The 22693-nt window shown below is 72.2% G+C and carries 24 protein-coding genes; 15 read left to right on the top strand and 9 right to left on the bottom strand.

Annotated elements, in window-relative coordinates; all coding sequences use genetic code 11:
* Positions 1 to 16: 16 nt before the first annotated feature.
* Together ACFQQI_RS19025 and ACFQQI_RS19020 are read left to right on the top strand one after the other, a co-directional pair.
* Entirely contained in the window at positions 17 to 427 is a 411-nt protein-coding gene (locus ACFQQI_RS19025; RefSeq protein ID WP_378567180.1) for an RDD family protein, read from the top strand.
* Positions 428 to 498: 71 nt separating this feature from the next.
* Positions 499 to 1374, top strand: a complete 876-nt coding sequence (locus tag ACFQQI_RS19020; protein ID WP_378567177.1) for an LppX_LprAFG lipoprotein — start codon at positions 499 to 501, stop codon at positions 1372 to 1374.
* Positions 1375 to 1461: 87 nt separating this feature from the next.
* On the opposite strand, the gene ACFQQI_RS19015 is transcribed toward ACFQQI_RS19020, so the two are convergent.
* The 6 genes from ACFQQI_RS19015 to ACFQQI_RS18990 are packed head-to-tail and all read right to left on the bottom strand — an operon-like array spanning position 1462 to position 6732.
* A complete protein-coding gene (locus ACFQQI_RS19015; protein WP_378567174.1) occupies positions 1462 to 2184 on the bottom strand; it encodes a DUF4191 domain-containing protein in 723 nt (240 codons plus the stop codon).
* A 42-nt stretch (positions 2185 to 2226) separates the two neighbouring features.
* The gene (gene lipA / locus ACFQQI_RS19010; RefSeq protein WP_378567172.1) at positions 2227 to 3168 is read right to left on the bottom strand and encodes a lipoyl synthase; all 942 of its coding nucleotides are present in this window, start codon (positions 3166 to 3168) and stop codon (positions 2227 to 2229) included.
* Positions 3169 to 3202: 34 nt separating this feature from the next.
* Positions 3203 to 4177 (bottom strand): hypothetical protein, encoded by a 975-nt coding sequence (locus ACFQQI_RS19005; protein WP_378567169.1) that lies wholly within the window; start codon positions 4175 to 4177, stop codon positions 3203 to 3205.
* Complete coding sequence (locus ACFQQI_RS19000; protein WP_378567166.1) at positions 4174 to 5097, bottom strand: ATP-binding cassette domain-containing protein; 924 nt, start codon at positions 5095 to 5097, stop codon at positions 4174 to 4176. Before ACFQQI_RS19000 ends, ACFQQI_RS19005 begins: the two co-directional genes overlap by 4 nt.
* Positions 5098 to 5107: 10 nt before the next feature.
* Positions 5108 to 5812 carry a lipoyl(octanoyl) transferase LipB gene (lipB, locus tag ACFQQI_RS18995; protein WP_378567163.1) on the bottom strand — a complete coding sequence of 235 codons (705 nt, stop codon included), beginning with the start codon at positions 5810 to 5812 and terminating at the stop codon, positions 5108 to 5110.
* Positions 5809 to 6732, bottom strand: coding sequence for a TIGR01777 family oxidoreductase (locus tag ACFQQI_RS18990; RefSeq protein WP_378567160.1), 924 nt, complete (start codon positions 6730 to 6732; stop codon positions 5809 to 5811). The genes lipB and ACFQQI_RS18990 overlap by 4 nt, the downstream gene beginning before the upstream one ends.
* Positions 6733 to 6810: 78 nt before the next feature.
* On the opposite strand from ACFQQI_RS18990, the gene ACFQQI_RS18985 reads away from it, so the two are divergent.
* Positions 6811 to 7770 (top strand): type IV toxin-antitoxin system AbiEi family antitoxin domain-containing protein, encoded by a 960-nt coding sequence (locus ACFQQI_RS18985; RefSeq protein WP_378567158.1) that lies wholly within the window; start codon positions 6811 to 6813, stop codon positions 7768 to 7770.
* 33 nt (positions 7771 to 7803) lie between these two features.
* On the opposite strand, the gene sucB is transcribed toward ACFQQI_RS18985, so the two are convergent.
* Both sucB and lpdA read right to left on the bottom strand, forming a co-directional pair.
* Positions 7804 to 9585, bottom strand: coding sequence for a 2-oxoglutarate dehydrogenase, E2 component, dihydrolipoamide succinyltransferase (sucB, locus tag ACFQQI_RS18980; protein WP_378567155.1), 1782 nt, complete (start codon positions 9583 to 9585; stop codon positions 7804 to 7806).
* Between the two features lie 41 nt (positions 9586 to 9626).
* The gene (gene lpdA, locus ACFQQI_RS18975; RefSeq protein WP_378567152.1) at positions 9627 to 11006 is read right to left on the bottom strand and encodes a dihydrolipoyl dehydrogenase; all 1380 of its coding nucleotides are present in this window, start codon (positions 11004 to 11006) and stop codon (positions 9627 to 9629) included.
* 115 nt (positions 11007 to 11121) lie between these two features.
* Between lpdA and ACFQQI_RS18970 the strand changes: the two genes are divergently transcribed.
* Positions 11122 to 11490, top strand: a complete 369-nt coding sequence (locus tag ACFQQI_RS18970) for a hypothetical protein (RefSeq protein WP_378567149.1) — start codon at positions 11122 to 11124, stop codon at positions 11488 to 11490.
* 30 nt (positions 11491 to 11520) lie between these two features.
* On the opposite strand, the gene ACFQQI_RS18965 is transcribed toward ACFQQI_RS18970, so the two are convergent.
* Entirely contained in the window at positions 11521 to 13026 is a 1506-nt protein-coding gene (locus ACFQQI_RS18965; RefSeq protein WP_378567146.1) for a leucyl aminopeptidase, read from the bottom strand.
* 42 nt (positions 13027 to 13068) lie between these two features.
* Between ACFQQI_RS18965 and gcvT the strand changes: the two genes are divergently transcribed.
* The 11 genes from gcvT to ACFQQI_RS18910 all read left to right on the top strand — a co-directional run bounded on the left by gcvT (position 13069) and on the right by ACFQQI_RS18910 (position 22693).
* On the top strand, positions 13069 to 14172 hold the full coding sequence (gcvT, locus tag ACFQQI_RS18960) for a glycine cleavage system aminomethyltransferase GcvT (protein WP_378567143.1): 1104 nt from the start codon (positions 13069 to 13071) through the stop codon (positions 14170 to 14172).
* A gap of 3 nt (positions 14173 to 14175) precedes the next feature.
* Complete coding sequence (locus ACFQQI_RS18955; protein ID WP_378567140.1) at positions 14176 to 14433, top strand: hypothetical protein; 258 nt, start codon at positions 14176 to 14178, stop codon at positions 14431 to 14433.
* A gap of 42 nt (positions 14434 to 14475) precedes the next feature.
* Positions 14476 to 16089: a hypothetical protein gene (locus ACFQQI_RS18950; RefSeq protein ID WP_378567138.1), complete on the top strand. Its 1614-nt coding sequence runs from the start codon at positions 14476 to 14478 to the stop codon at positions 16087 to 16089.
* Positions 16090 to 16098: 9 nt separating this feature from the next.
* Positions 16099 to 16920: a PhzF family phenazine biosynthesis protein gene (locus ACFQQI_RS18945; RefSeq protein ID WP_378567135.1), complete on the top strand. Its 822-nt coding sequence runs from the start codon at positions 16099 to 16101 to the stop codon at positions 16918 to 16920.
* Between the two features lie 16 nt (positions 16921 to 16936).
* Positions 16937 to 17731, top strand: a complete 795-nt coding sequence (locus ACFQQI_RS18940) for a thymidylate synthase (protein WP_378567132.1) — start codon at positions 16937 to 16939, stop codon at positions 17729 to 17731.
* Positions 17721 to 18224: a dihydrofolate reductase gene (locus ACFQQI_RS18935; RefSeq protein WP_378567129.1), complete on the top strand. Its 504-nt coding sequence runs from the start codon at positions 17721 to 17723 to the stop codon at positions 18222 to 18224. Before ACFQQI_RS18940 ends, ACFQQI_RS18935 begins: the two co-directional genes overlap by 11 nt.
* A gap of 41 nt (positions 18225 to 18265) precedes the next feature.
* Entirely contained in the window at positions 18266 to 18631 is a 366-nt protein-coding gene (locus ACFQQI_RS18930) for an STAS/SEC14 domain-containing protein (protein ID WP_378567126.1), read from the top strand.
* 44 nt (positions 18632 to 18675) lie between these two features.
* Positions 18676 to 19596 (top strand): LLM class F420-dependent oxidoreductase, encoded by a 921-nt coding sequence (locus ACFQQI_RS18925; protein ID WP_378567123.1) that lies wholly within the window; start codon positions 18676 to 18678, stop codon positions 19594 to 19596.
* Positions 19597 to 19623: 27 nt separating this feature from the next.
* A complete protein-coding gene (dapA, locus tag ACFQQI_RS18920) occupies positions 19624 to 20523 on the top strand; it encodes a 4-hydroxy-tetrahydrodipicolinate synthase (protein WP_378567120.1) in 900 nt (299 codons plus the stop codon).
* Positions 20524 to 20599: 76 nt separating this feature from the next.
* Positions 20600 to 22285 (top strand): ribonuclease J, encoded by a 1686-nt coding sequence (locus ACFQQI_RS18915; protein WP_378567117.1) that lies wholly within the window; start codon positions 20600 to 20602, stop codon positions 22283 to 22285.
* A 45-nt stretch (positions 22286 to 22330) separates the two neighbouring features.
* Positions 22331 to 22693 (top strand): hypothetical protein, encoded by a 363-nt coding sequence (locus ACFQQI_RS18910; RefSeq protein WP_378567114.1) that lies wholly within the window; start codon positions 22331 to 22333, stop codon positions 22691 to 22693.

The raw sequence follows: 22693 nt of genomic DNA, 5'->3' as shown, positions 1-22693 counted from the left end.
GCCTACGCTGACGCCCGTGCCAGCGCCCGACGTCCTGCCCTACGAGACCGCGTCCTGGGGGCGTCGCGTGATCGCGCTCCTGGTCGACTGGTTCGCCTGCGTCGCGGCGGTGAGCCTCTTCACGCCGGTCTTCGGTACGACGGGCGGCACGGGGTCGTTCTGGACGCTGCTGGTCTTCGTCGCGGAGTCGGCGGTGCTGACCACCACGGTCGGCGGATCCTTCGGCAAGATGCTCACCCGCCTGCGCACCGTCCGCGTCGACGGTGGCGCCCGCATCGACCCGCTCCGCTCGCTGGCCCGGGCGGTCCTCGTCGCCCTCGTGATCCCGCCGCTCGTCTTCAAGCCCGACCGCCGCGGCCTGCACGACCTCGCGGCCGGTACGGCGACCGTGACCCTCCAGGTCGCGGCGAGCCGTCCCGCGGGATAGCCCGCGGGTTTCCGCCGCTTGGAGCCGGGGGAGATGCTGGACCCACGACCCGCACCACGAAAGGCAACGCCGTGACCGTCTCGAACACCGCCCGACGTACCCTCGCCGCCGCGGCGCTCGCGCCGCTGCTGCTCACCGGCGTCGCCGCCTGCGGCGACGACTCCAGCGACTCCGGGAGCGACTCGAGCGGCAGCGCCGCCGGCTCGGCGGTCCTCGCCGACCTGTCGGAGGGCGAGGAGATCGCTCCCGACGAGTTCGTGGACACCGTGGCGGCCGGGCTCGAGGAGTCCACGACCGCCCACATGGAGATGACCGTCTCCATGGGCGACCAGGTGGCGACGGAGGCCGAGGGGGACATCGACTACACCTCGACCCCGCCCGCGATGGAGATGTCGATGGAGGTCTCCGGAGCGGGGGACATGGACATGACGATGGTCGACGGGGTCATCTACATGCGGTCCGAGGCGATGAGCGGTGACAAGTACTGGAAGATCGACCCGTCCGACCCCAACAGCCCGTGGGGGCAGATGGGCATGGACAAGCTGCTCGAGCAGTCCGACCCGATCAGCGGGCTGGAGGCCATGAAGGACGGCATCGACACCGTCACCTTCGAGGGCACCGAGGACGTCGACGGCCGCGAGCTGGACCACTACGTGCTCACGATCGACATGCAGGCCGCCATGGGCAACATCGGCACGGACCTGCCGGACGCGGCCAAGGAGGCCATGCCCGAGTCGGTCACCTACGACCTGTGGCTCGACGACCAGGACCGCTTCTCCGAGATGAAGATGGAGATCCCGATCATGGGCAAGTCCATGGACATGGAGATGTCCGTGGACGACTGGGGCAAGGACGTCTCGATCGAGGCCCCGCCCGCCGACCAGGTCACCGACATGCCGAGCATGGAGGATCTGATGGGCGGGATGTCGCGGGGTACGTCGAGCTGACGGGTCTCGACACGCCGGTCGCGGCTTCGTGCCTCAGCCGCGCGGCTTGCTCGACCACCATCAGCGGGTCCGCTGGCGCGTCCCCGCTCAGCGCCCGCGCATCTGCGAGCGCATGCCCTTCATGCTGGTCGGCATCGGGCCCTTGGGCAGCGGGATGTTGGACCGCGTGGCGTCGAGCGCCTTGAGCCGGTAGAGCACGTCGGTCATCTCGGCGGGCTTCACCTGGCGGCCGAGCTTCTGCACGTGGCGCGCGAGCTTCGGCAGCGGGACCTCGCCCTCGCCGTTGCCGCAGATGACCTCGTGGATCGGCACGTCGGAAGCGACCCGCTCGTGCTTGCGGCGCTCGCTGGCCATGAGCTGGCGCAGCCGGGACGCGTTGCCCTCGCCGACGAGCACGATCCCCGGAGGGCCGACGACGCGGTGCACGACGTCCTGCTGCCGGGTGAAGCCGATGGCCGGCTCGGTCTTCCAGGACCGTCCGCGCAGCATCCGCAGCGCGGCGGCCGCGGCTCCGGGCTGGCCCTCCATCTGGGCGTACGCCGCCTTCTGCGCGCGCCGGCCGAAGACGATCATCGCCAGCAGCGTGCCGAGCAGCAGCGAGCCGACGACGGTGATGACGATGCCGAGGTAGCCGTCGGTCGGCAGCAGCAGCCCGAAGACCGCGACGCCTACCGCGACGCCGAGCAGGAGCGAGCCCAGGATCCACAGGCCCAGACGCGGGTCGGACTTCCGCGCCATCCGGTAGGTCTCGACGAACTGCTTGCGCCGGCTCATCTTGTCCGGGTCGACCGGCTTCGGGTCCTTCGCCATCGTGTGGTGTGCCTCGTTCTGCGGTGTCGGATTCTTGGGTGGTCAGGCGGTGGCGGCGCCCGTGCGGGCGTCCATCGCCTGACGGTACAGCCGTCCGGCGCGGTACGACGAACGGACGAGCGGTCCGGAGAGCACGCCGGCGAAGCCGATCTGGTCGGCCTCGTCCTTGAGCTCCACGAACTCCTCGGGCTTGACCCAGCGCTCGACCGGGTGGTGCCGCACCGACGGGCGCAGGTACTGCGTGATCGTGACGAGCTCGCAGCCGGCGTCGTACAGGTCCTGCAGCGCCTGCGAGACCTCCTCGCGGGTCTCGCCCATGCCGAGGATCAGGTTGGACTTGGTGACCAGGCCGAACTCGCGCGCCTGGGTGAGCACGTCGAGCGAGCGCTCGTAGCGGAACGCCGGCCGGATCCGCTTGAAGATCCGCGGCACGGTCTCGACGTTGTGGGCGAGCACCTCGGGCCGGGACTCGAAGACCTCGCGCAGCAGGTCGGGCTTGCCGTTGAAGTCGGGAATCAGGTTCTCGACGCCGGTGTCGGGGTTGAGCCCGTGGATCGCGCGGACGGTCTCGGCGTACAACCAGGCGCCGCCGTCCTCGAGGTCATCGCGCGCGACGCCGGTGATGGTCGCGTAGCGCAGGCCCATCGTCTGGACGGACTCGGCGACCCGGCGCGGCTCGTCACGGTCGAGCGGCTGCGGCTTGCCGGTGTCGATCTGGCAGAAGTCGCAGCGTCGCGTGCACTGGTCGCCGCCGATGAGGAACGTCGCCTCCCGGTCCTCCCAGCACTCGAAGATGTTGGGACAGCCGGCCTCCTGACAGACCGTGTGCAGACCCTCGGCCTTCACGAGGTTCTGGAGATGCTTGTACTCCGGGCCCATCTTGGCTCGGGTCTTGATCCACTCCGGCTTGCGCTCGATCGGGGTCTCCGCGTTGCGCACCTCGAGCCGGAGCAGCTTGCGTCCTTCTGGGGCAACCTGCGTCACGTTGACCAACTGTACGCGGGAGGCGCGGCGGCCCCTAAGGCACGTCGCGGCGGTGGAACGAGAGCACCGACGCGCCGACGGTGACCGCCAGGGCGGTGCCGTAGTAGCCGAGCCCGTGCCCGATCGTGAGGTCGCGCTCGGGGTCGCACTCGGAGTCGTCGGCGGGCGCCTCCTGCTGCCCGACGTAGCACGAGTCCGGCACGTCGACGTAGTAGGTCGTCCCGTCCTTCACGATGGCCGCCACGTTCTTCTGCGGCTGCCACTGGTCGCCGATCCCCAGGACCGCGATCACGATGCCGCCGGCCACGGAGACGCCGAAGAGGACGCCGATCGTGGCCACGGTGCTGCGGAAGAGCATGGTGAGCGCGTAGCCGCCCAGCCCCGCCGCCGCGGCGAACCCGGCGCCGCGCAGACCGTAGAACAGCGAGTCGGCGAGCGAGCCGTCGAGCACGGTCAGGTCCCGGGCCTGCATCGTCGCCCACAGCGCCAGCCAGTACGCCGTGCTCACGACGGCCGCGAGGGCGAACGCGACGCCGGTGACCGCGAGCGCCTTCGCCGTCCAGAGGCGGCGGCGCCGCGGCTCGAACAGCAGCTGGTTGCTCATCGAGCCGCTGTTCCAGTCGTGGCCGACGAACGTGGTCCCGGCGAGCATCAGCAACGCGGTGAGCACGGCCACGACGCCCACGCCGGAGCCTCCGTTGCGCTCACTGGCGAGGCTGAGCGGTTGGCGCTGGAGCTGCCAGCCGACCGTGTTCTGCGTGCAGACGGCCCGGATGCGCTCGGGGTCCTTCGCGCGGATGCCCCACTGGCGCGGATGCTCGACGCACTCGGCGATCGAGTCGGCGGCGTCCTCCTTGATCTGCGCGAACTGCGACTCGGACATCGGGCGGGTGGACCACGCGCGGACGACGCCGATCACGGCGGGCACGACGATCGCGATCACCAGCAGTGTGATGACCGCGCGCCGCCAGCGCAGCCGGGTGAGCTCGACCAGGGCGAGGCGGATCATCGCGAGCCTCCCAGCTCGGTGCCGGCGGTGAGCTCGAGGAAGACCGCCTCGAGGTCGCGACGTACGGGCGTCAGCTCGCTCAGCCAGATGCCCGCGCCGCCGAGCGCGCGGGTGACGTCGGCCGGCCGGTCGGTCTCGACCACGAGGCCGTCGGCGACGGTGAAGCCCGCGTCGCGCAGCACCCGGCTGGCGGCGTCGTGGTCGGGGGCGTCGACGCGGTACGCCGTGCTCGCCCCGACCAGCTCGTCGACCTTGCCGGAGGCGAGCATCCGGCCCTGCCCGATGATCGTGGCGGAGGTGCAGACCTGCTGGACCTCGGCGAGGATGTGCGAGCTGAGCAGCACGGTCACGCCCGACTCGCCGAGCCCGCGGATCGTCTCCCGGATCTCCCGGATGCCGGCCGGGTCGAGGCCGTTGGTCGGCTCGTCGAGGATCAGCAGGTCGGGCTCCTTGAGCAGTGTGGCCGCGATCGCGAGCCGCTGCTTCATGCCGAGCGAGTAGGACCGGTAGCGGTCCCGGTCGCGGCCGGTCAGGCCGACGGTCTCGACGGCGGCGTCGACGCGGGTGTCGGGGGCGCCGATGGAGCGGGCCAGCAGCAGGAGGTTCTGCCGCCCGGTGAAGTTGGGGGAGAACTTCGGGCTCTCGACCACGGCACCGACCCGGTCGACGACGGCCGGCAGCCGCTGCGGCACCGGCTCGCCGAAGAGCCGCATCGTGCCGGCGGTCGCGTGCGCGAGCCCCAGCAGCATCCGGATCGTGGTGGTCTTGCCGGAGCCGTTGGGTCCGAGGAACCCGTGCACGCCGCCCGCGGGGACGGCCAGGTCGAGGTCCTGCACGGCGACCCGTACGCCGCGACGGGAGCTGAACTCCTTGCGCAGGCCGGAGGTCTCGATGACGTAGCTGTGGGGGCCGTCGGTCACCGGCCAGAGGCTAGGGCGTCAGCAGCTCGATCCGCGGTTGCCGCGCGGGGTCGGGGCGGGGCTCGTAGTCGGGCGTCGCGTCGTACGGCTGCCAGGCCAGGTAGCGGCGCAGGTGGCGCTCGACGTACGGCGTCACCTCGGCGACCGTGACGTCGCGGCCGAGCTCGCGGCTGAGCGACGTGACGCCGGCGTCGGCGATGCCGCACGGGACGAACCGGTCGTACCAGCCGAGGTCGACGTCGCAGTTGATCGCGAAGCCGTGCATGGTCACGCCGCGGCTGACCCGGATGCCGAGGGCCGCGATCTTGCGCTCGGGGCCGTGCTCGTCGGCGCGCAGCCACACGCCGCTGCGGCCGGGCACCCGGGCGGTGGTGACGCCGAGGTCGGCGCATGCGTGGATCAGGGCCTCCTCGACCCGGCGCACGTAGTCGACGACCTTGACGTGGTCGGGCAGCGTGACGATGGGGTAGCCGACCAGCTGGCCGGGTCCGTGGAACGTGATCTTGCCGCCGCGGTCGACGTCGATGACCGGCGCGCCGCCCGGGTCGAGCGGCCGCTCGTGGGGCTCCGTGCGCTTGCCCGCCGTGAACACCGGTGGGTGCTCCAGGAGCAGGACCGTGTCGGGCTGCTCCCCGTCGGCGACCCGCTGGTGGACGCCGCGCTGGAGCTCCCACGCGGCCAGGTAGTCGACGAGACCGGCGTCCTCGAACCTCACGAGCCCGAGCCTACGCGGTGGGCGAGGAGACCGGTTCGGACGACCTCGTGGACGGTGCGGTCGCGGAAGGAGTAGCCGGCGTCCTCGAGCACGGTCGGCCGGAGGTCGATCGAGCCGAGCACCTCGGGGGAGAGCCGGCCGGCCCCGATCCGGACGGCGAAGCCCGGCGCGAAGAGGAACGCGCGACGGCTGAGCGCGCGGGCGAGCGCGTCGGTGAACTCGGCGTTGGTGGGCGTCTGCGGCGCGCAGAGGTTGACCGGGCCGCTGACGTCGTCGTCCTCGACGAGGTGCGCGACCCCGCCCGTCCAGTCCCGCAGGGTCACCATCGGCATCTGCTGGCGGCCGTTGCCGACCCGGGCGCCGAGCCCGGCGAGCGTCGCCAGCCGCAGCTGCTTGAGTGGGGCTGCGTCGCGGTCGATCACCGGCGCGGTGCGCAGGAAGCACACCCGCGCCCCGGCGTCGACGGCCCGCGCCGCGGCGTCCTGCCAGTCCCGGCAGACGGTGGTCATGAACGACTCGCCCCGGCTCTCGGACGCCTCCGTGACCGGGTCGTCGCCGTGGTCGCCGTACCAGCCGACCGCGTTGCCGGCGAGGAACGCCGGCCGCCGCTCGCTGTCGGCGATCGCCCGCGCGAGCACCTGGGTGGTGGTCACCCGGCTCTCGCGCAGGTTGCGGGCCCAGCGCCCGGAGTGCGGGTTGCCGAACGTCGGCGACCCGGCCAGGTTCACGACGACGTCGGCCGACTCGATCAGCTCCCGGTCGACGACGCCGGCGTACGGGTCCCAGCTCGACTCGTCGGGCGCCGAGGTCGGCCGCCGCGTCAGCGCGACGACCGCATGGCCGCGGCGTACCAGCTCCGCCGAGAGGTGGGTGCCGAGGAAGCCCGAGGCGCCCGCGATCACGACCGTGCGTCCGCTCATGGACTCAGCCTGTCACGGCTGTCCACAGGACTCCGGCCGCCAGTCGCGTCCGGGGCGCGCGCCGGGAACGCTGTCCGCGTGGACGACCTCGCCCGACTGCTGCGCGACCAGGCTGGTGTCACCGCGCGCCGGCAAGCGCTCGAGGTCGGCATGACTCCGATCCAGGTGGCCCGGGCGCTCCGCCGCCGCGAGTGGGTCATCGTCCATCGCGGTGTGTACGTCGACCACACGGGCCCGCTCACCTGGCACCAGCGGAGTTGGGCGGCCGTCCTGTCGTGCGCGCCGGCGGCGCTGTGCGGAGCATCGGCCAAGCGGGCGTACGACGGGCCGGGACGGCCGGGATCCGAACGTGGACCGGTGCACGTCGCGGTCGACCGCGACCGGCACGTCGAAGCGCCCGACGGAGTCGTCGTGCACCGGATGTCCGACCTCGAGGCCCGTGTGCACTGGAACCTGGGGCCGCCTCGGGTGCGTTACGAGCACACCGTGCTGGACCTGGCGGCTGCTGCCCGGGACGAACTCGCAGCCGTCGCCGTGCTCGCCGACGCCTGTGGCGTCCGGCGTACCACCGCGGACCGTCTGCTGACGACGATGGCCGAGCGGCGGTGGATCGCCGGCCGCGACTTCCTGCGCGGCGTGCTCTCCGACATCCGGGAGGGAACCTGCTCGGTGTTGGAGCACGGCTACCTGACGCGGGTCGAGAGACCGCACGGGCTTCCGCTGGGACGACGTCAGGCCGAGCGGGTGATGAGCGGCCGTCGGATCCTCCAGGACGTCGAGTACGGCGACCTCGGGCTGGTCGTGGAGCTCGACGGCGTCATGTTCCACGGGTCGGTCGAGCAGCGCGACCACGACCTCGATCGGGATCTCGACCGGACGGTGACGCGGGACGGCACCACGTTGAGGCTCGGGTACGGGCAGGTCTTCCGGCGTGGTTGCCACACCGCCGCTCAGGTCGCTCGCGTCATGCAGCGGCTGGGATGGCCCGGCGATCTCGTCCGGTGCGCAAAGTGCGGTGGCCCGGATCAACCAGGTTGATCCGGGCCACCGCACTTTCGGCTGAGTCGGCTCTCAGACCTCGAACTGGCCGGCCTCGAGGCGCTGCTTGACCTCTCGCAGGAAGCGGCCGGCGTCGGCGCCGTCGACCAGCTGGTGGTCGTAGGTCAGGGCGAGGTAGACCATGTAGCGCACGGCGATGGTCTCGCCGAGGTTCGGGTCGTCGATGACGACCGGGCGCTTCACGACGGCGCCGGGGCCGAGGATCGCCACCTGGGGCTTGTTGATGATCGGGGTGTCGAAGAGCGCCCCGAAGCTGCCCAGGTTGGTGATCGTGAAGGTGCCGCCGGACAGCTCGTCGGGGCCGATCTTGTTGGTGCGGGTGCGCTCGGCGACGTCCGCGATCTTCTTGGCCAGGCCGGCCACGGAGAGGTCGCCGGCGTCCTTGACGACCGGGGTGAGCAGGCCCTTCTCGGTGTCGACGGCGAACGCGACGTGCTCGCGGTCGAAGTAGGTGACCTCGCCGGCCTCCATGTCGATCGTGGCGTTGAGCGCGGGGTGCTGCTTGAGCGCGTCGATCGCCGCCTTGGCGAAGAACGGCAGGTAGGTCAGCTTCGCGCCCTCGCGGGCCAGGAAGTCGGCCTTCCGGGCCTCGCGCAGCCGGGCGATGTTGGTGACGTCGACCTCGACCACCTGGGTGAGCTGCGCGGAGGTCTGCAGCGACTCGCGCATCCGCTGGGCGATGATCTTGCGCAGGCGCGAGACCTTCTCCGTCTTGCCCCGCAGCGGCGACGGGGTCACCGGGACCGGCGCGGCCGCGGCGGGCGCCGCCGCAGCCGGGGCGGCAGCAGCAGGCGCGGCGGCCGGGGCTGCCTGCGCGGCGGCGCGGGCGTCGAGCACGTCCTGCTTGCGGATGCGACCGCCGACGCCGGTGCCGCGCACCGTCGCCAGGTCGACGCCGTGCTGTGCGGCGAGCTTGCGGACCAGCGGGGTCACGTAGCCCGGACCGTCGGCGTCCTCGCTCGTCTCGCGCGCCGCCGGCTTGGGCAGCTCGTGCTTCGGCTCCTCGCGGGCCGGCTCGGGCTGACGTGCGGGCTCGGGCTTCTTCTCCTCGGCCGGAGGAGCGGGCGCAGGCTCGGGCTCGGGCTCGGGCTCCGGCTCGGGCTGCTTCTCCTCGACCTTCTCCTCCTGCTGGGCAGGAGCGGCGGAGGCGTCGCCCACCACGGCCAGCTCGGCGCCGACCTCGACGGTCTCGTCCTCCTGGACCTTGATCTCGAGCAGCGTGCCGGCCACCGGGGAGGGGATCTCGGTGTCGACCTTGTCGGTCGAGACCTCGAGCAGCGGCTCGTCGACCGCCACCTCGTCGCCGACCGACTTCAGCCAGCGGGTGACCGTGCCCTCGCTCACCGACTCGCCGAGGGCGGGCAGCGTGATCGCCGTACCGCCGCCGGAGCCGCCGGCCGGCTTCGCCTCGGCCGCGGGCTTCTCGGCCTCCTCGGCGGCGGGAGCGGGCTCCTCTGCAGCCGCGGGCTCCTCGGCCTTCTCCTGCTCGGGCTCGGGCTCCGGCTGGGAGTCCTGCTCGGGCTCGGCGGCCTGCTCGGACGAGCCGGACGACTCGCCCTCGTCACCGATGATCGCGAGCACCGCGCCGACCTCGACCGTGTCGTCCTCGTCGGCCTTGATCTCGAGGAGTGTGCCGGCCACCGGGGACGGGATCTCGGTGTCGACCTTGTCGGTCGAGACCTCGAGCAGCGGCTCGTCGACCGCCACCGTGTCGCCGACCTGCTTGAGCCAGCGGGTGACGGTGCCTTCGGTGACGGACTCGCCGAGTGCCGGGAGGTTGACTTCGGTGGCCATGGACTTCCTTCGCTTCGAGTTCTGAGTCTTGTTCTGGTGTATCAGGCGTGTGCGTGCAGCGGCTTGCCCGCCAGCGCGAGGTGGGCCTCGCCGAGCGCTTCGTTCTGGGTCGGGTGGGCGTGCACGAGCGGGGCGACGTCGTCGGCGTACGCCTCCCAGTTGTAGATCAGCTGGGCCTCGCCGATGAGCTCGCCGACGCGGTCACCGACCAGGTGGACGCCCACGACCGGGCCGTCCTTGCGGCGGACCAGCTTCACGAAGCCCTGGGTCTTGAGGATCTGGCTCTTGCCGTTGCCGCCGAGGTCGTAGGTGATGGTCTCGATGCCGTCGGCGCCGTACGTCGCGGCCGCCTTCGCCTCGTCCAGGCCGACGGACGCGACCTCGGGGTGGGAGTAGGTGACCCGCGGGATGCCGTCCTCGTCGATCGGCTGCGGGTCGAGCCCGGCGATGTCCTCCGCGACGAGGATGCCCTGCTGGAAGCCGCGGTGCGCGAGCTGGAGGCCCGGCACGATGTCGCCGACGGCGTACACGCCGTCGAGGTTGGTGCGGCACCGCTCGTCCGCGAGCACGAAGCCGCGGTCCATCGTGACGCCCTGCTCGTCGTAGCCGAGCCCCTCGGTGACCGGGCCGCGGCCGACGGCCACGAGCAGCACCTCGGCCTCGATGACGTCGCCGCCCTCGACGGTGACGGCGACGCCGGTGTCGGTGTGCTTCACGCTCTGGAAGGGCGTGCCGGTGCGGAACGCGATCTTGCGCTTGCGGAACGCGCGCTCGAGCGCCTTCGAGGACGCCTCGTCCTCCACGGCGAGCAGCCGGGGGAGTGCCTCGACGATCGTGACCTCGGCCCCGAAGCTACGCCACACGCTCGCGAACTCGCAGCCGATCACGCCGCCGCCGAGCACGACCACCGAGGCCGGCACCCGGTCGAGCCGCAGCGCCTGCTCGGAGGTGATGACCCGCTCGCCGTCGACCTCGAGGCCGGGCAGGCTGCGGGAGTAGGAGCCGGACGCCAGCACGACGTGCCGGCCGGACCAGGCCTTCCCGTCGACCGTGACCTCCTTCGGGCCGGTCAGCCGGCCCGCGCCCTCGATCACCGTGATGCCGCGGCCCTTGATCAGGCCGGTGAGGCCCTTGAAGAGGCGCGAGACGACGCCGTCCTTGTAGGCGTTGACGCCCGCCATGTCGACGCCGTCGAGGGTCGCGCGGATGCCGAACTGCTCGGACTCGCGGGTCTGGTCGGCGACCTCGGCCGCGTGCAGCAGCGCCTTCGTCGGGATGCACCCGACGTGGAGACAGGTGCCGCCGAGGTTGCCCTTCTCGACGAGCCCGACGGTCAGACCGAGCTGGGCGGCACGGAGGGCACAGGCGTAGCCACCCGAGCCGGCACCGAGGATGAGTACGTCGAAGTCGGGTTCGGCCACGGGCCCCATCTTTGCACTTCCGACCCGCCGGTCCACACCGCCCTCCTGCTACCGGGCGGTCACATCCGGCGCGGATTCTCAGCGCCGCGTGGAGAGTCTTGGCACACTGGACGCCATGTCATGGATGGACCGCTTCCGCCGGGGCACGAAGGTGCGCATGAACGCCCCGGCGCGGGACGCCGCGCGCACCGGCTCGACCCGCGTGCGGGCTTCGGACTCGATGGACGTCGGGCACCTCTTCACCTGGGTCGTCGAGCGGCGCGGCGTCGAGGGCTTCGTCGAGCCCCGGACGGCGGTCAGCGACGTGACCCTCCTCCTCGTCGCCCACGACGGCGAGTGGACGCGCCGCCGGGTGCCGTCGGCGAAGTGGGCGCACGACTTCTGCAACAAGCAGCAGATCCCGTCGTACGACGCCGCGGTCGTCGGCATCCCGCAGCGGATGCGCGACTACAACCGCCGCAGGAAGCTCCAGGGAGACCTGTAACAGCGCGAGCCTCCCTCGGTCGGGGCGCTACTACTTCGAGGCGGCGAGCGTCCGTGCGAAGTCGACGAGGGTGCTCACGGCGACGCCGGTGCCGCCGCTGGTCACGTGACCCCAGGCGCCGCCGGAGTTGAACGACGGGCCGGCGATGTCGAGGTGCGCCCACGGCAGGCCGCCGGTGAACTCGCGCAGGAACGCCGCGGCGTACAGGCCGCCGCCCCAGCGGATCCAGTCGTGCTGGGCCAGGTCGGCGATCTTGCTGCCGTGGATGCGCTCGTCCATCGCCTCGGGGATCGGCATCGGCCACATCTCCTCGCCGGCGGTCGCGGCGGCCGCGAGCACGTCGTCGACGATGTCGGACGAGCCCATCACCCCGGCGACCCGGTCGCCGAGCGCGACGACCATGTGGCCGGTCAGCGTGGCGACGTCGAGCAGCACGTCGGGCTTCTGCTCGGTGGCGCGCACGAGCGCGTCCGCGAGGATCAGCCGGCCCTCGGCGTCGGTGTTCTGGATCTCGACGGTGGTGCCGCCGTACTGCGTGAGCACGTCGCCGGGCCGCATCGCGCTGCCGGACAGCATGTTCTCCGCCATCGGCACGAACGTGCTGACCTTGATCGGCAGGCCGAGCGTGGCGATCGCGTACGTCGCCTGCACGACGGCGGCCGCGCCGGCCATGTCCGACTTCATCTCGCCCATGCTCTGCGCCGGCTTGATCGTCAGGCCGCCGGAGTCGAACGTGATGCCCTTGCCCACCAGCGCCAGGTGGTGCTTGGCGCCGCGCGGCGAGTAGCTGAGCTCGACGAGCCGCGGCGGCGCCGCGGAGCCGCTGCCCACGCCGAGGATGCCGCCGCACCCCATCTCGACCAGCGCCTGCTCGTCGTGGACCTTGATCGCGATCTTCGGGGCGCCGCGGCCCTTCGTCAGCTCCTTCGTCGCCTCGGCCACGGCGTCGGCGAAGGCCGGTGGGGTCAGGTCGCCGGGCGGCGTGTTGACCCAGTCGCGGGTCACGGCGACGGCGCGGGCGACGACCTGGGCGTCCTCGAAGGCCTTGACGAGCTCCTTGCGACGCGCGACCTCGCTGAGCACAACGACCTCACCCGGTGCGGAGCTCTTCGGGTCCTGCTTCTTGTAGGCGGTGAACGTGTAGCCGCCCAGCACGTGGCCCTCGGTCACGGCGCGGACCAGCTCCGCCGAGCCGGCGGGGAGCGCAACGCCGACCGACGTCGCGTTGCCGACCGAGCGGGCGGCGACGCCGGCGGCCCGGCGTACGGCGCCGGCGTCGACCTTCTTGCCGAGGCCGACCAGCAGCAGCAGGGGCGTCGCGAGGGTGCCGGAGGTCGGGACCTTCACGGCCTCCCCGGCCTTGCCGGTCACGCCGAGAGTCGAGAGGAGCGGGCGGAGCTTGCGCCCGTAGGCCTTGCCCACCTCGGCCGCGCCGTCGGCGAGCTCGGGGCCCTTGGAGCCCTGCACGACACCGACGACCACCGCCTCGCACCGGGTCTTGGCGGGGTTGGCGCTGCGCAAGCTGTACGTCGTCACCGGGGCAGGATAGTCGCCGGTGGCTGAGGTAGGTTCCGGGACATGGCCGACCTCCTGCGCTCACCTCTCCACGACCGGCACGAGGCGCTGGGCGCGAAGTTCGCGGAGTTCGGCGGCTGGTCGATGCCGCTGGAGTACCCCACCGGGGTCGTCAAGGAGCACACCGCGGTCCGCGAGTCCGTCGGCATCTTCGACGTCAGCCACCTCGGCAAGGCGGTGGTCGCCGGACCGGGCGCGGCCGACTTCGTCAACGCCACGCTCACCAACGACCTGCGGCGGATCGGGCCGGGCCAGGCGCAGTACACGCTGTGCTGCGACGACGGGACCGGCGGCATCGTCGACGACCTCATCGCCTACCTGTACGACGAGGAGCGCGTGCTGCTCGTGCCCAACGCCGCCAACACGGCGGAGGTCGTGCGCCGGCTCGCGGCGGCCGCGCCGGACGGCGTGAGCGTCACCGACGAGCACCGCGACCACGTCGTGCTCGCGGTGCAGGGAACGAGGTCCGACGAGGTGCTGACCGGCGCCGGGTTCCCCGTCGGCCACGACTACATGGCGTTCGCGGTCGCCTCCTTCGGGGGCGCGGACGTCGTCGTCTGCCGCACCGGCTACACCGGCGAGCGCGGCTACGAGCTGATCGCGCCCAACTCCGTGGCCGGCGCACTCTGGGACGCGCTCATGACGGCTGGGGAGCAGCACGGCATCGCGCCGTGCGGCCTCGGCGCCCGCGACACGCTGCGCACCGAGATGGGCTACCCGCTCCACGGCCAGGACATCTCCCTCGACGTCACGCCCAACCAGGGCCGCGTCGGCTGGGCGGTCGGCTGGAAGAAGGACGCGTTCTGGGGCCGCGACGTGCTGACCGCGGAGCGCGAGGCCGGCCCGAAGCGCGTGCTCCGGGGCATCGTCGCCACCGGCCGCGGCATCCCGCGCCCCCACATGTCGGTCAGCCTGACCGCCGACGTGCCCGTCGGCGAGGTCACGTCCGGCACGTTCTCGCCGACCCTGCGCAAGGGCATCGGCCTCGCGCTCGTCTCGGCGTCGGTCGCGCCCGACGCCGAGGTCGGCGTCGACATCCGCGGCCGGCGCGAGATCTTCCAGATCGTGAAGCCACCGTTCCTCGACCCGTCGGTGCGGGAGGATTGATCCGTGAACCTGCCCGAGCACCCGCCCACGTTCCGCTCGCCGAACCCGGCCGAACGGCCCTGGTGGTGGCGCCTCGAGAGCTCCGCCGGCGAGGAGGTCGCCGTCGAGGGCGAGCTCTCAGGACAGCGCTTCTCGAGCCAGGCGGACGCCGAGTCCTGGGTCGGCGAGATCTGGGCCGACCTCGCGGCCGAGGGCGTCGACGCGGTGACGCTGTTCGAGCACGACCGCCAGGTCTACGGACCGATGTCGCTGCACGCCTGACGAGCGCCCCCGCAACCGCCCGAATGGCGTCATGATGGCGCCATGCGCGGGGACGACGCCGACTTCGCCGCCTACCTGGCGGCCCGGTGGCCCTTGCTGGTCCGGGTCAGGGTGCTGGCCGGGTGCCCACGCGCCGAGGCCGAGGCCGTCGTGCTGGACGGGCTCGCCCGCTGTGCGCTCGCCTGGGACCAGGTACGGCGCGCCGACGACGTCGACGTCCACGTGCACAGCGAGGTGCACCGGGCGGCCCGGATCGCCGCGCACCGCCGCCGCTCGCCGAACGGTCCAGCGAAGGTGCCCGACGCCGATCGGGACGACGACCCGCCGTTCGAGGTGGAGGTACGCCGCGCGCTCGAGGCCGCCCTCGAGCCGGTGCAACCGGAGCATCGCGAGGTGCTGGCGCTGCTCCACGTGGCCGGCCTCGACGAGAGGCGCATCGCCGAGGTGCTCGACGTCGAGCCCGACGTGGTCGCCAGCCGGGTCAACCAGGGGCTGCGCACTCTCGACCTGACCGAGGCCCGGGCGCTGGTGCTCCACGACGACCGGCGGCCGCCGCCCGGTGTCGACGAGCTGTTCCGGATCGCCGCCGGGTCGATCGAGCTCCTCGTGCCGTCGTACGAGGCCGTGCTCGACAGGGCGCGCGACCTGCGCCGGCGTCGCCGCACCCGCATCGTGGCCGGGGTGGCGGCGGCCGCGGTCGTGATCGGCGGGCTCGTCTGGTGGGGCAGCCGACCCGAGCCCGAGGAGCCGACCCGGGTCACGCTCGCGGTCAACCCCGTCGGCGTCGCGTGGTACGCCAACGGCGTGCTGCACCTGGACCTGGTGACCGTCGAGCTCCCGCAGCTGACCGACCTCGTCGAGCTCGCGGGCGGCGCCGTCTACGGCGGCGTCGACGGCGTGGTGGCGTTCGTCAGCGCCGACGGGGAGCGCCGGGTGCTCGGTCACAAGGAGACGACCTCGCCGCTGATCGGGTCGCGGGACGAGGGCTGGGTCAGCTGGGTCGAGACCGAGGGCGTGGCGGGCGGTAGCGGTCCGGGGCTGATCGTCTACGACGTCGACAGCGGGTTGGTGCACACGCCCCCGGAGGAGACGCCGTCGGAGGTCGTGCCGATCGCGCTGGACCAGGGCCGGGTCTACTACAGCGCGGGCGGCACGACGTACTCCTGGGCGCCGCGCTCCGAGCTGATCGCCCGCGACCTCCGCGACGGCCTGATCGACATCGAGGGTGCGATCCGGGTCTACCAGCGCGGCAACTCGATCGACTTCCTCCAGCCGTTCGTGTCCAGCACCCGCCAGGTGCTGCCGGGGATCGGTGCGCAGCTCTCGGCCGGCGGCACCCACGTCCTGACCGCCGACCCCGACACGGACGACCCGACGGGCACGTTCACGCCGCTCCTGTACGACGTGGGCTCCGGGCGGTCGCTCCGCTCCGGCCTGGGCCCTGACGAGGTCGCGGTCGACGCGACCTTCGGCGACACCGGCACGGTGGTCTACCTGGTCGCCCAGCGCGCCGAGCTGGCGGGTGACGCGGGCTTCGACGGCTCGGTGCAGCCGCTGCTGGTGCTGCGGACCTGCCGGATGGGCGGCAGCTGCAGCGACGTCGTCCCGATCCAGCTGCGGACGGGGGACGCGCTGCTCGCGCACGCGATGCCCTAGCGTCCAGCCATGCGCTTCAGCCAGGTCGACGTCTTCTCCAGCGAGCCCCTCCTCGGCAACCCGGTCGCGGTGGTCCACGACGCCGACGGCGTCTCCGACGAGCAGATGGCGGCGTTCGCGCGCTGGACGAACCTCTCGGAGACGACGTTCCTGCTCCCGCCGACCGACCCGGGCGCCGACTACCGGCTGCGAATCTTCACGCCGGGCGACGAGCTGCCGTTCGCCGGCCACCCGACCCTCGGCAGCGCCCACGCGTGGCTCGAGGCCGGGGGAGCGCCGGCCGCCGGCGACACCATCGTGCAGGAGTGCGGCGCCGGACTGGTCACCCTCCGCCGGAGCGACGTGCTGTCGTTCCAGGCGCCGCCGCTGATGCGCTCGGGGGCGGTGTCCGAGGAGGACCTCGACGCCATCGCGACGGCGCTGCGGCTGACCCGCGGCGACCTCGTCGACAGCCGGTGGGTCGACAACGGCCCCGGCTGGGTCGGGGTGCTGCTCGCCGACGCCGACACCGTGCTCGGCCTGCGCCCGGACTGGGCGGCGTTCGGCGACCTCAAGATCGGCGTCGTCGGAGCGCACCCCGCCGGCGGCCCGGCCGACGTCGAGGTCCGCGCGTTCTGCCCGCAGTACGGCGTGCCCGAGGACCCGGTGACCGGCTCGCTCAACGCCGGGATCGGGCAGTGGCTCGCCGGCACGACCCTGCCCACGTCGTACGTCGCCGCCCAGGGGACCGTGCTCCAGCGGGCCGGCCGCGTGCGCGTCTCGCTGGTCGACGGCGAGATCTGGGTCGGCGGTGAGACGCGCACGACCGTTGCCGGATCCGTCGACATCTGAGGACTAGGGTCGGACCGTGCAGCAGTACCTCGACCTCCTCCAGCGCATCCTCGACGAGGGCGTCGAGAAGGGTGACCGCACCGGAACCGGCACCCGCTCGGTCTTCGGCCACCAGATGCGCTTCGACCTCACCGCGGGCTTCCCGCTCGTGACCACGAAGAAGGTCCACACGCGCTCGGTCTTCGGCGAGCTGCTGTGGTTCCTGCGCGGCGACACCAACGTGAAGTGGCTCCAGGACCGCGGGATCACGATCTGGGACGAGTGGGCCGACGAGCAGGGCGACCTCGGGCCGGTCTACGGCTACCAGTGGCGGTCGTGGCCGGCGCCCGACGGCCGCCACGTCGACCAGATCGCGCAGGTCGTCCAGCAGATCCGCGACAACCCCGACTCGCGGCGCCACATCGTCTCCGCCTGGAACGTCGCGGACATCCCCGACATGGCGCTCGCGCCCTGCCACGCGCTCTTCCAGTTCTACGTCGCCGACGGCCGGCTCTCGTGCCAGCTCTACCAGCGCTCGGCGGACGTGTTCCTCGGCGTGCCGTTCAACATCGCGTCGTACGCCCTGCTCACCCACATGGTCGCCCAGGTGACCGGCCTCGAGGTCGGCGACTTCGTGCACACGCTCGGTGACGCGCACCTCTACTCCAACCACCTCGACCAGGCGCGGCTCCAGCTGACCCGCTCGCCACGGGCGCTCCCAACGCTCGTGCTCGACCCGTCGGTGACCGAGCTCGACGCGTTCGACCTCGAGCACATCAGCGTCGAGGGCTACGACCCGCACCCGGGCATCAAGGCGCCCATTGCCGTCTAGGAACGGTCGCCTCGTCGTCCTCGTCGCGGCCGTCGCCCGCAACGGGGTGATCGGCGACGGCCCGGACATCCCCTGGAGGCTGCCCGGCGAGCAGGCCCTCTTCAAGGAGGTCACGCTCGGGCACACGCTGGTGATGGGACGCACGACGTACGAGACGATCGGCCGCCCGCTGCCGGGCCGCACCACGATCGTGCTCACCCGGTCGCCCTCCTGGTCGGCCGCCGGCGTCCTCGTGGCGCACTCGTTCGAGGAGGCGCTCGACCTCGCCGACACCCTCGAGCCCGCGGCGCAGGTGATGGTCGCCGGCGGGGGAGAGGTGTACGCCGCCGCGCTCCCGCACGCCGACGAGCAGGTGCTCTCGCTGGTCGACCTCGAGCCCCGGGGCGACGCGTTCTACCCGACGTACGCCGCCGCGGAGTGGCTCGAGACCGCCCGCGAGCAGCACGACGGCTACGAGCGGGTCTTCCTCGTGCGCGCCGCCGATCGCCTGTAACGGGTGACCCCGCGCCGCGACGTCCGACCTAGCGTCGAGCCATGATCAAGGTCATCGACGACATGCCGGCCGGGACGATCGGGTTCGAGGCCAGTGGCAAGGTCACGGACGAGGACTACGAGACGGTCCTCGTTCCCGCGGTCAAGGCGGCGCTCGAGGCGGGTGAGGTGCGGCTGCTCTACGTCCTCCCCGACGACGTGCAGTACTCGCCGGGCGCGATGTGGGCCGACACCAAGCTGTGGGCCGGCAACATGCGCGGCTGGAAGCGCATCGCGATCGTCTCCGACGCCGACTGGCTCGAGAACGCCGTGAAGGCGTTCGGCTGGATGATGCCGGGCAAGGTGCGGGTCTTCGACGACGACGACGTCAGCGACGCCAGGGCGTGGCTGGTCGACGACGACGACTGACCCTCGCGTCGCCCGCGGTTGGCGCGGCCTGACAGGCTGAGGCCATGGAGCTGCGCGTCTTCACCGAACCCCAGCAGGGAGCCACGTACGACGACCTGGTCGCGGTCGCGAAGGAGGCGGAGGCACTCGGCTTCGGGGCGTTCTTCCGCTCCGACCACTACCTCGGCATGGGCACCGAGGGGCTGCCCGGGCCGAGCGACGCGTGGATCACGCTGGCCGGCATCGCGCGGGAGACCAGCACGATCCGGCTCGGCACGATGATGACGAGCGCGACCTTCCGGCTGCCCGGGCCGCTCGGGATCAGCGTCGCGAACGTCGACCAGATGAGCGGCGGCCGCGTCGAGCTCGGGATCGGCGCAGGCTGGTTCGAGGCCGAGCACACGGCGTACGGCATCCCCTTCCCGTCCACCGCGGAGCGTTTCGACCGGCTCGAGGAGCAGCTCGCGATCATCACCGGGCTGTGGGCCACCGAGGGCGGGTTCGCCTTCGACGGCGAGCACTACCGGGTCTCCGAGAGCCCCGGGCTGCCCAAGCCGACCCAGGCCAAGCCGCCCGTGCTCATCGGCGGCGTCGGCAAGAAGCGCACGCCCGAGCTGGCGGCGCGGTACGCCGACGAGTTCAACCTGCCCTTCGTCGACGTGGAGACCACCCGGGCGCAGTTCGCGCGGGTCCGCGAGGCCTGCGAGGCGCAGGACCGCGACCCCGCCACGATGCGGTGGTCCAACGCGCTCGTGGTCTGCGTCGGCGCCGACGAGGCCGAGGTGGAGCGGCGCGCGAAGGCGATCGGCCGGGACAAGGACGAGCTCCGTGAGAACGGCGTCGCCGGCACTCCGGAGGAGGCGGTGGCGAAGCTGAGGGAGTACGCCGAGGCCGGTGCCGAGCGGGTCTACCTGCAGTTCCTGGACCTCGCCGACCTCGACCACCTGCGGCTCGTGGCTCGCGACGTGATGCCCAACCTCGATTGAGCGAGCCGGAGCGATAGCCTGAGACCCATGACCTCTGCTGCACCGGCTGCTCCCTTCGGACGCATGCTCACCGCGATGGCGACCCCCTTCGGCGCCGACGGGAGCGTCGACCTCGACGGGGTGCAGCGGGTGGCCAAGCACCTGGTCGCCCACGGCCACGACGGCCTCGTCGTGTCCGGCACCACCGGCGAGTCGCCGACCACCCTCAAGGAGGAGGACGGCGAGATCCTCGCCGCCGTGCGGGACGCGGTCGGCCCCGAGGTCAAGCTGGTCGCCGGCGTCGGCACCAACGACACGTCCACGTCGACGTTCCTCGCCCGCCAGGCCCGCGAACGCGGCGCCGACGGCGTGCTGCTGGTCTCGCCGTACTACAACAAGCCCGGCCAGCGCGGCATGCTCGCGCACTTCCGCCAGGTCGTCGACGCCGCCGAGGTCCCGGTGATGATGTACGACGTCCCGGGCCGCACCGGCAGCCTGATCGCGCTGGAGTCCTATGCGGAGATGGCCGGCTGGGAGCAGGTGATCGCCGTCAAGGACGCCACCGGCGACATCCCGCGTACGGCGAAGCTCGTGCAGCTCGGCTTCGCCGTCTACTCCGGCGACGACGTCAACACGCTCGGCTACCTGGCGCACGGCGCCTGCGGCCTGGTCTCCGTCGTCGGTCACGCGGCCGGCAAGGAGATCGCGTCGATGATCGACACCTTCCTCACGGGCGACCACGCCGGCGCGCTGGAGACCTACCAGCGGCTGCTGCCGGCGTTCGAGGCGGTGATGGGCGTGCCCAACTACGGCGCCACGACCGCCAAGGCCTCCCTCCAGCTGCTCGGCGTGCTCGACAACCGGCGGGTCCGCCAGCCATTGATCGAGCTCGACGACGACGAGCTCACCGCCCTGCGCGCCGGCCTGACCGCGGCGGGCCTCCTGTGAGCGAGCGCAGCGAGCGAACCATGCAGGACAGCGCCCGCTACGGCTCGTCGGCGCGCGGAGCGAAGCGAGCACGCCGATGAGCCACCCGCACCCCGAGCTCTCCGCGCCCGGGCCGCTCCCGAAGGGCGGCCTGCGGGTCACGCCGTTCGGCGGGCTCGGCGAGGTGGGCCGCAACATGACGGCCTTCGAGTACGACGGCCGGCTGCTGCTCGTCGACTGCGGCGTGCTCTTCCCGGAGGACCACCAGCCCGGCATCGACCTGATCCTCCCGGACTGGTCGTCGATCAGCGACCGGCTCGACGACGTCGAGGCGCTCGTGCTGACCCACGGTCACGAGGACCACATCGGCGCGACGCCGTACCTCCTGCGCGAGCGTGGCGACATCCCGCTCGTCGGCTCGGAGCTCACGCTCGCGCTGCTGGGGTCCAAGCTCCGCGAGCACCGGCTCAAGGAGACCGTGCACCACGTGGTGAAGGAGGGCGACCGGCTGAGCTTCGGGCCCTTCCAGCTCGAGTTCGTCGCGGTCAACCACTCGATCCCCGACGCGCTCGCGGTCGCGATCCGCACGGGTGCGGGGCTGGTGCTGCACACCGGCGACTTCAAGATGGACCAGCTGCCGCTGGACGGCCGGATCACCGACCTGCGCGCGTTCGCGCGGCTGGGGGAGGAGGGCGTCGACCTCTTCCTCACCGACTCCACCAACGCGGAGACCCCCGGCTTCACGCCCGCGGAGAAGAAGATCACCCCGGTCATCGACCAGGTCTTCCGCGAGTCCGGCCAGCGGATCATCGTCGCCTGCTTCGCCTCCCACGTGCACCGCGTGCAGCAGGTGCTCGACGCGGCGTACGCCCACGAGCGCCAGGTCGCGTACGTCGGCCGCTCGATGGTCCGCAACATGGGCATCGCCCGCGACCTCGGCTACCTGAGGGTGCCGCCGGCCACGCTGGTCGACACCAAGGACCTCGCCGACCTGCCGCCCGAGCGGCAGGTGCTGATCTCGACCGGGTCCCAGGGCGAGCCGATGAGCGCGCTGAGCAGGATCGCGCAGCGCAACCACAACTTCGTGCACATCGAGGAGGGCGACACCGTCCTGCTCGCGTCGAGCCTGATCCCCGGCAACGAGAACGCCGTGTTCCGCGTCATCAACGGCCTGGCCCGCTGGGGCGCCCGCGTCGTGCACAAGGGCAACGCGCTCGTGCACGTCTCCGGCCACGCCAGCGCCGGCGAGCTGCTCTACTGCTACAACATCGTGCAGCCGCGCAACGTGCTGCCCGTGCACGGGGAGATCCGCCACATGCTCGCCAACGGCGAGCTGGCCCGCGCGACGGGCGTGGAGAACGTCGTGATCGCCGAGGACGGAGTCGTCGTCGACCTCGTCGAGGGTGTCGCCGCCGTCGCGGGCAAGGTCGACTGCGGCTACGTCTTCGTCGACGGCTCGTCGGTCGGCGACATCACCGAGTCCGACCTCAAGGACCGCCGCATCCTCGGCGAGGAGGGCTTCATCTCCGTGATCGTGGTCGTCGACTCCGTGAGCGGCAAGGTCGCCGCCGGGCCCGAGATCCACGCCCGCGGCTTCGCCGAGGACGACTCGACCTTCGACGAGATCAAGCAGCCGATCGTCGACGCCCTCGACCGGGCCATCGCCGAGGGCAACACCGACACCCACCAGCTGCAGCAGACGGTGCGCCGGGTGATCGGTCGCTGGGTGAGCAACACCCACCGGCGTCGCCCGATGATCATCCCGGTCGTGATCGAGGCCTGAGGCGACCGGGAACCCCGACACGTGCCGCACCGTCCCACCCTCGTGATGCGTGTGGCACTCGTCGCGACCGCCCTGGCCCTCGGCCTGGGCCTCGCGGCCTGCGGCGAGGACACCACGGGGGATGATGGTCGGGTGAGCAGCACGCCCTCCTCCGACTCCGAGCCTCTCGAGGACCTGAGTCGCACCCCGGATCCGAAGGGACCCCAGGTCCGGGTCGAGGGCACCGTCACCGAGGGCGTCGAGCACGGCTGCCTCCTCCTGGCGGCCGCAGGCCAGGAGTACCTGCTGCTCGGGGCGCGACCCGAGGTCGGGGCCAGGGTCGAGGTCGTCGGGACCGTCGACCGCGACGCCATGACGACGTGCCAGCAGGGCGTGCCGCTGCGCGTCCAGGAGATCAACGAGCGCTGA

The organism is Nocardioides sp. GCM10030259 (assembly GCF_042666375.1).
Classification (GTDB): Bacteria; Actinomycetota; Actinomycetes; order Propionibacteriales; family Nocardioidaceae; genus Nocardioides.
The sequence above is the reverse complement of the archived record's forward strand: the minus strand, read 5'-3'. Positions and strand labels throughout refer to the sequence as shown.

Excerpts from the sequence above, each read along its gene's own strand:
- ACFQQI_RS19015 (WP_378567174.1), bottom strand. The coding sequence starts at position 2,184 with ATGGCGAAGGACCCGAAGCCGGTCGACCCGGACAAGATGAGCCGGCGC.
- ACFQQI_RS19005 (WP_378567169.1), bottom strand. The coding sequence starts at position 4,177 with ATGATCCGCCTCGCCCTGGTCGAGCTCACCCGGCTGCGCTGGCGGCGC.
- ACFQQI_RS18990 (WP_378567160.1), bottom strand. The coding sequence starts at position 6,732 with ATGAGCGGACGCACGGTCGTGATCGCGGGCGCCTCGGGCTTCCTCGGC.
- sucB (WP_378567155.1), bottom strand. The coding sequence starts at position 9,585 with ATGGCCACCGAAGTCAACCTCCCGGCACTCGGCGAGTCCGTCACCGAA.
- ACFQQI_RS18970 (WP_378567149.1), top strand. The coding sequence starts at position 11,122 with ATGTCATGGATGGACCGCTTCCGCCGGGGCACGAAGGTGCGCATGAAC.
- gcvT (WP_378567143.1), top strand. The coding sequence starts at position 13,069 with ATGGCCGACCTCCTGCGCTCACCTCTCCACGACCGGCACGAGGCGCTG.
- ACFQQI_RS18950 (WP_378567138.1), top strand. The coding sequence starts at position 14,476 with ATGCGCGGGGACGACGCCGACTTCGCCGCCTACCTGGCGGCCCGGTGG.
- ACFQQI_RS18945 (WP_378567135.1), top strand. The coding sequence starts at position 16,099 with ATGCGCTTCAGCCAGGTCGACGTCTTCTCCAGCGAGCCCCTCCTCGGC.
- ACFQQI_RS18930 (WP_378567126.1), top strand. The coding sequence starts at position 18,266 with ATGATCAAGGTCATCGACGACATGCCGGCCGGGACGATCGGGTTCGAG.
- ACFQQI_RS18925 (WP_378567123.1), top strand. The coding sequence starts at position 18,676 with ATGGAGCTGCGCGTCTTCACCGAACCCCAGCAGGGAGCCACGTACGAC.
- dapA (WP_378567120.1), top strand. The coding sequence starts at position 19,624 with ATGACCTCTGCTGCACCGGCTGCTCCCTTCGGACGCATGCTCACCGCG.
- ACFQQI_RS18915 (WP_378567117.1), top strand. The coding sequence starts at position 20,600 with ATGAGCCACCCGCACCCCGAGCTCTCCGCGCCCGGGCCGCTCCCGAAG.
- ACFQQI_RS18910 (WP_378567114.1), top strand. The coding sequence starts at position 22,331 with ATGCGTGTGGCACTCGTCGCGACCGCCCTGGCCCTCGGCCTGGGCCTC.